The sequence below is a fragment of the Enterococcus sp. LJL90 genome (assembly GCF_056924355.1).
In genome coordinates this window covers 1-6,733 of sequence record NZ_JBXPBQ010000027.1, presented here as the reverse complement: position 1 = coordinate 6,733, position 6,733 = coordinate 1, and the positions used below count along the sequence as shown (strand labels likewise).

Genomic DNA, 6,733 nt, shown 5'->3' with positions numbered 1-6,733 from the left:
TCTTCCAAAAGTGAGTTCTATATTGCGTTTTATCAAAAAAATTATGAACAGGCAAAAAAATTAGGCCTAAGAGTTGAGGATATTCCGATAAAAAATCGTTATGAGCTACGTTTCAAAAATGATCGTGCAATGAATGCAATTTTAGAATATCTGAGATTGGGTAGCTTGACGGATATCATTTTAGGTGTCCTGAATGATTATCTTTTGTTTGTAGATGGCAAACGTGGGGTAAAGCGAAAATACTGGAAGCCGAATAAAAAATGGCAATTTTTTATCGGAGACGTTGGGGCTGTGAAGCTAGTAACTGAACCTAACGAAAAATTATACGAGCGAACGAGAAATTGGTTTCAACGATCTGTTGCTGCTAATGTGAAAATGCTAGAAGATATTGACGATATGATGGGTGAAAATACGGTTCGTGAAATGATTGATGAAGCAGAATTGAGCGATAAGCATTTGCATATTATTGAAGTGAAAGCAATGGAAATTGCTGATTTTATTGTAAAGGAGGTTTTATGATGGACAAAATGTCGCTGAAAGAAGTAGAAAATCATTTTTTAAGTAAAGCAACTCGAATTTTAATGATTAAAAACGGCAGCGAATTTGATTTTGACGTAACGGAACCTATGATTGCCGAAGCATTTGTCGAATGTACGGTATTTAAAGAAATGCAAAATTATGTAAAGTATCGGTATAAGGGCGAGGTGCCTGTTAACGAAATTGATTTATTAGAGTACCGCTATTTACAGGATTTTATTGATGATCTGGTAAAAGACTTGAAAAAGATGCAAAGTAAAAATCAGAAGTTTGCTGTCTATTATTTTCATTCTGCTTTGGAAACATTTGATGATCTAGAAGCCGCAAAAGACTATTTGCTTACTTTGTTAAAAGAACCTCAATATAAAAATGCTAACAGAGATTTGTATATTGATTCTTTTCCAGCTGATAGTTAATAATCATAATTTTTAATGAAAGGAGTTTTATATGGTTTTTGTCACATTTGAGGAATTAAAACGTGAGTTAAAACATAGGGTGATTACCTTATTGTGTGCAAGTATTGAATTTATTACGGAATCTACTGCGTCTGATGCGTTTGAAGTAAGTGATAGCTTTGTTGAGTTAAAGCATTACTGCCAGCGGAAATATCCTAGTGGAGATATACCATTTCTAGATGTTGATAGAATTTCAGATGAATTTACTCCCAAGTTTTTGAAGGAATTAAAATTGGCGGTAGAAAAGCGGTAGGGGGGAGTTAATTGGCGGATAATGTATTAGGACAAAATATTAAACGACTAAGGAATATGAGGGGGTTAACACAAGATCAGCTGGCGAAAAAAGTTGGTGTTCGATATAACAGCATACAAAATTATGAAGGGGGAGTATCAACGCCTAAAGGAAATAGGTTGGCCTTACTAAGTGAAGCATTAGAAGTAACGCCAGAATTATTGAAAGGAGAATTATTTCAGAGAAATGGGGTGGTTCAATATAAAGAATTTCTATGGTTTACTGAACGGTATCAAAAAGATACGATTTTGTTGCGAAAGTATTTGTTAGAAAATGTTCATCAGATGAATAATGAGTTGTTGCTACAAGTTGTAGAGACAGCATATCGAAAGGCGTTGAAATAATTCAAGGTCTTATTTTTGTGTCTTTGAAAGAAGGGATTGAGTGATACGATTAAAAAATGAGCCTATTGTGACAGTTAGTCGATTGTTAAAAGTCTATGGCTTTAGCTGCCAACGAAGTGAGCCGACAGATGAAGATGGCGAACAGTTTATTGAAGCCATGTTACTAACTGGTCGAAGTGATTTGCCGTTTACACCACTAGTAAATGTTGTGTATGAGCGCTTAATCAGTAAGTCTCGGAACAGGTATGAAATTGTTGAGGGTTATAAAGAAAAAAATCGAATGTTTTATGACTTTTATCAAGCTGATTTTCCGAAAAAAGATGGTGAAGCTAGTCGTGTGATTATGTTTGCCAATCATTTAAATGGCTATGACATGGTGAAACAATTGCAACGGCATTTTGAACGAGTGAATGTAAAAAATAAAGGAGGTACGTATGATTAAGCGAGTAAAGCAGTGGTTATTGGCGCTTTTAATAGCGGTGTTGTCAGTAGTTGGGATTAGTCAAACAGTTCAAGCAGCGCGAGTAGAGGTTAATCCATCGAATCCGATTGTTGCTAGCAATGATTTATTCATTCCGAAAAATCCGTCAATGGGGAATCCGAATGATGCAACAATTGAGGTATCAGGCACGAGTGATTATACGCTAGAGGGTGAAAATTCTACTACACCATCTGAAGCTGCGTTTCAACAGGAGTATGGCAGTTTTAAATTAAAGCTGAACAATCGGAATGACTGGTCTAAGCTAAAGGTCGTTGTAGATCACGGTACAGTTGCGACTTATGATGGTCAACCTGTTCATGTGAAATTGGAATATTCAAATTTTGTAAAGTCGGATAAAGAACCTTCAGATTTTTATAATAGAGGGAATTACCTTAATTTAAGTAAAAATATTTTTTCGGGTTTCATTTTTTCTGGAACGTCAACATTTGATGTCCGATTAGTTGTTTTAGATAGCAATGGACAAGCGATTTCATTGGATAATGCGTATATGGGCTTTGGTTCTTTGAATCCGAGTGGAAGTGGTTCAAGTGATGGTGCTTGGTCTGAGGGTGTAGGATTTAATAAAATAAATACCAATGATTATTATGTTACTAACGATACATTGTTGGAAGAAGTTGTGAATCCTGCGACTGGTAGTGGTCAATTATTGTTGGGGCAACGTGTAGGATCAGCAGATACCGATGATTGGAATGCCAATTATGATAAATTAGGTGCTATTAATTATAATCGTGCAACTGTATCATTTAAATTGTCTGGAACAGATAATGTCTTTACAATTTATTCTGGTCGGGCGAATAATGATGCGTATACGTGGAACTCAATGACAACAGCAACCTTATTTAGTGTAGAGCCTGAAAAGCCAGTGAAAGATGTAATGAATGATGCTGGTGCTTCTATTAATGGTGATTTGGTGCAAGCTGGCCAAACCCTAACATATGAAATTTCTCAAAAGGTATCTGTTTTGGGGCAAGATTTATTGGAACGATATAGTAAGTTTATGATTGAAGATCAGTTGGATAAAAATGTTACGTATGTTAGTTCTAAGTTAGTGGATGCAACGGGAAAAACGGTAGATGCAGATGGAAAGTATGTTTATGATGAATCTGGTCATAAGTTGACCTATACGGCTTCAGATAAATTTTTAACTGAAATGCCGCTAGAAGGGGAAACTTATCGACTTTTGGTGACAGTAAAAGTGAATGGTTCGGTTGCGGATGGTGTAGAAATCAATAATAAAGCTATGGTTACGATTAACAATGTATCCAATAGTACAAATGAGGTAAAAAATAAGGTTGAAATTCCTAAAGCACCAGTAAAGAGTATTCAAGATGCGTCAGGAAGCGATTTAAATGGCAAATTGATTTTGTCAGGAACGTCTTTCAATTACAAAGTGACCCAACAGGTCACTAACGGCAATCAATTTACGTCATGGAAAATCACGGACAAATTGGATGCGAATGTGACCTATAATTCTAGCCGTTTATTAGATGAATCTGGCAAAGCGGTAGATGAAGGTGGCAGTTACGCCTATGATGAAAAAAGTCATACCGTGACTTATACGGCTTCAAAAGAATTTTTGTCTAGCATGAAAATGGCAGGTCAAAGTTACCAGCTGGAAATTAACGTGACGGCCAAAAAAGATATTGCTTCAGGCACGGTGATTGAAAATACAGCTACGTCAACTATTAATGACAAAGATCAGATCACGAATAAAGTGACTGTGACAGTCGAAAATCCTAAAGCACCAGTAAAAAGCATTCAAGATGTTGCAGGAACCGATTTAAATGGAAAATTGATTTTATCAGGAACACCATTTTCATATAAAGTGACCCAACAGGTCACTAACGGGAATCAATTTACGTCATGGAAAATCACGGACAAATTGGATGCGAATGTGACGTATAACTCTAGCCGTTTATTAGATGAATCTGGCAAAGCGGTAGATGAAGGTGGCAGTTACACCTATGATGAGAAAAGTCATACGGTTACGTATACGTCTTCAAAAGAATTTTTGTCTAACATGAAGATGGCGGGGCAGAGTTACCAGTTAGAAATCAACGTGACGGCCAAAAAAGATATTGCTTCAGGCACCGTGATTAAAAATACTGCTACCTCTACGATTAATGATAAAGATCAGCTTACAAATGAAGTGACGGTGACAGTTCCAAGTTTAGAAGCAAAAATTTACAAGACTACGTGGCAGCCTATTTCAACTGTTACGAAAGAGGAAGAAACTGCTGATAGTAGTTCTAGTGGCGTGTTAGCTAATCTATTGTTTAATGTGGCTTATGCTGCTGATTCTGATGAAGCGGACACTAAAACAATAAACGGATTAACATATACGCTCCAAAAACAAGCAGGTGTGACGTATGAATTACAGGCAGTTGAAGAAATTTTATATGGTGACGGAACAGTTGCTTATGCAGCAGGTGAGGTAGCGGATACGCAAACGACAGATGCGAGTGGATATGCAACTTTTACTGTGAAAATGCCAGGAGAGTATGAATTTATTGAAATTTCAGCACCTAAAGGGATTCAAGTAGATCCTACACCGATTCCTGTCACGATTGAAGCGGTGGGAGAAACAAATATCTCTGATGCAAAACAAACTGACTTGAATCAAAATGTTGTATTAGAAGGTACTAAGAATTTTGAACAAGAAGATGGTTCGTTTGTTGCGGAAGATGGGGCAACATTTGCCTTATTTAACGCTGAAGATATTTCAGTAGATGAAAATGTTGAGGTTACAGCCGATACTAAGTTAGCTGATATTGAGCTAGCTGAGGATGGTTCATTTTCTCATGTGACAGAATTAATCAATGGTGAAATCTACTATATTTCTGAACAAAGCACTACCGAAAACCATGTTTTGAAAATGAATAAAATGTACTTTAAGTATGAAGCGACAAATAGTGATGAAAACTACGTTTTCCATTTCTATGAAACAGGGTATACGGTAGAAGATGTCTTTATTCCTTATGCTGATGTAGAAGCATTGCTTTCAGAAGAAGTTGCGCAAGAAGATGAAACGACAAATTCAACAAGTACAACAGAATCTAGTAATGAGGGTAGCAGTTCTTCTTCTGAAGAAAATCAAACGACAGAATCTTCTGAGGTTACTACTGAAACAACAAGTAGTAGTGAAGTGACTGAGGAAGAAACGGTGCTTGCTGATAATTTAGTGAGTTCTCATGATGCTGCAACAGACGAACAGTTATTGGATATTCAAAATATCTTAATTACTGAAAATAGTATTTCTAAAGCGATTCAAAAAGAAGATGGCTCTTTAGTAGATAACTATGATGGCCTTCAGGATCAGGAAACTGTGATTTTTGTCGGGACTGTGAATATTGGAAATAATAATGCAGCTGGAACACCAATTTCGTTTAGTGATACATTACCTGAAGGGTTAAGTTATAACTCTTATACTGTTTCGGATAGTGAAGGAAATGATGTGACAGATCAAACAACGATTACAGTTGATGATCGAGCTATTTCGGTAAGTGTGAATCAGGATTATGCAGATACCTTGTCACAAACATATTTGAAGTGGACGATTGATACAACCTATACTCATGACACTAGATTAGAAGGGACTACATTAGAAAATACCATGCAGTTAACGGTTGGTGACGAAACAACCGAATCAAATGTCGTGACGTTGACACCGCTCGTTGTTCAAGGTGGCAAATTACCACAAACTGGTGAAATTGTTACTGGATTGTCGCTTGTTGGGGTTCTATTGTTACTAAATGTGTTGTACTTTAAGAAACGTCAGTTAGCCGATGAAGAAGAATAAGATTGCTGGAAGGAGCCTTAGCAGGTTCCTTCTTTTATTTAGCTAAAGGAGGTACTAATGGAAATACAAAAAATTGTTGAATGGGCTGTTTTATTATTGTGTCTATTTTTTGCGTATCAGTTTATTCAAGACAGACGGTCAAAAAAGGGGGCTGGTAAAGAAGTGGTGAAAGCAAAACGGGCAAAAAAGAAACCTGCTTTTGGGTTTTCGTTTCCAAAGTTTGAAGGGAAGCAGCGGCAGAAGTCAGTTGCTACAACAGAACCTTTTTCTTATGAATTAGTTGTGACTTTAAAAAATGGCCAGAGTAGAAAAGAAAGTTTCTCGGCTTTAGAAAAATTAACTCGAAATGAAGCGTTGAAAGAGCATTTCATTATTTCTGATGGCTTTTTAATGATTGATGGTGTTTCTGTGGCGATGGGAGATATTGCTGCAATTTCTTTAAAAGAAAAGGAAGCCTTCGACTTTTTTAATCTTCCAGAAGAAAGTTTATCATCAGCTATTTATGATTTACCTGAAGAATCACCAACACTTCAGGATAAAGTTGTGGAACAAGTTGCTCCTATTGTTTCTGGTTCTGATGTAGCTTCATTTGACTTGGAACAGATGAAGGCAATGCGTTTGGAATTAGATTTAACACAAAAAGTTTTAGGTGAGCGTACAGGGATTCCGCAAAAGCGGATTTCTAGTATTGAGCGGTTGCTGGTTACGCCAACGTCCGAAGAATTGAAAAAAATTCAGAAAGAGTTGGATATTTCATTTGTTGAAAATTCAAATGAAAAATATTTTGCTGAACCTGATCTAATT

Annotated in this window: 7 protein-coding genes; all 7 read left to right on the top strand. The window is 36.5% G+C overall.

What is annotated here, in order from left to right; translation table 11 throughout:
- Window positions 1-519 (top strand): replication initiation factor domain-containing protein (locus tag AC1Z3S_RS19650; RefSeq protein WP_461741782.1); only part of this gene is annotated, 519 nt, incomplete at its 5' end.
- The gene (locus AC1Z3S_RS19645) at window positions 519-953 is read left to right on the top strand and encodes a hypothetical protein (RefSeq protein WP_461741781.1); all 435 of its coding nucleotides are present in this window, start codon (window positions 519-521) and stop codon (window positions 951-953) included. The genes AC1Z3S_RS19650 and AC1Z3S_RS19645, both read left to right, overlap by 1 nt.
- A gap of 31 nt (window positions 954-984) precedes the next feature.
- On the top strand, window positions 985-1,245 hold the full coding sequence (locus tag AC1Z3S_RS19640; protein ID WP_461741780.1) for a hypothetical protein: 261 nt from the start codon (window positions 985-987) through the stop codon (window positions 1,243-1,245).
- 11 nt (window positions 1,246-1,256) lie between these two features.
- On the top strand, window positions 1,257-1,628 hold the full coding sequence (locus AC1Z3S_RS19635; RefSeq protein ID WP_461741779.1) for a helix-turn-helix domain-containing protein: 372 nt from the start codon (window positions 1,257-1,259) through the stop codon (window positions 1,626-1,628).
- 40 nt (window positions 1,629-1,668) lie between these two features.
- Window positions 1,669-2,070, top strand: coding sequence for a hypothetical protein (locus tag AC1Z3S_RS19630; RefSeq protein ID WP_461741778.1), 402 nt, complete (start codon window positions 1,669-1,671; stop codon window positions 2,068-2,070).
- Complete coding sequence (locus AC1Z3S_RS19625) at window positions 2,063-5,929, top strand: isopeptide-forming domain-containing fimbrial protein (protein ID WP_461741777.1); 3,867 nt, start codon at window positions 2,063-2,065, stop codon at window positions 5,927-5,929. The genes AC1Z3S_RS19630 and AC1Z3S_RS19625 overlap by 8 nt, the downstream gene beginning before the upstream one ends.
- 57 nt (window positions 5,930-5,986) lie before the next feature.
- A partial coding sequence (locus AC1Z3S_RS19620; protein WP_461741776.1) for a helix-turn-helix domain-containing protein occupies window positions 5,987-6,733 on the top strand: 747 nt, incomplete at its 3' end.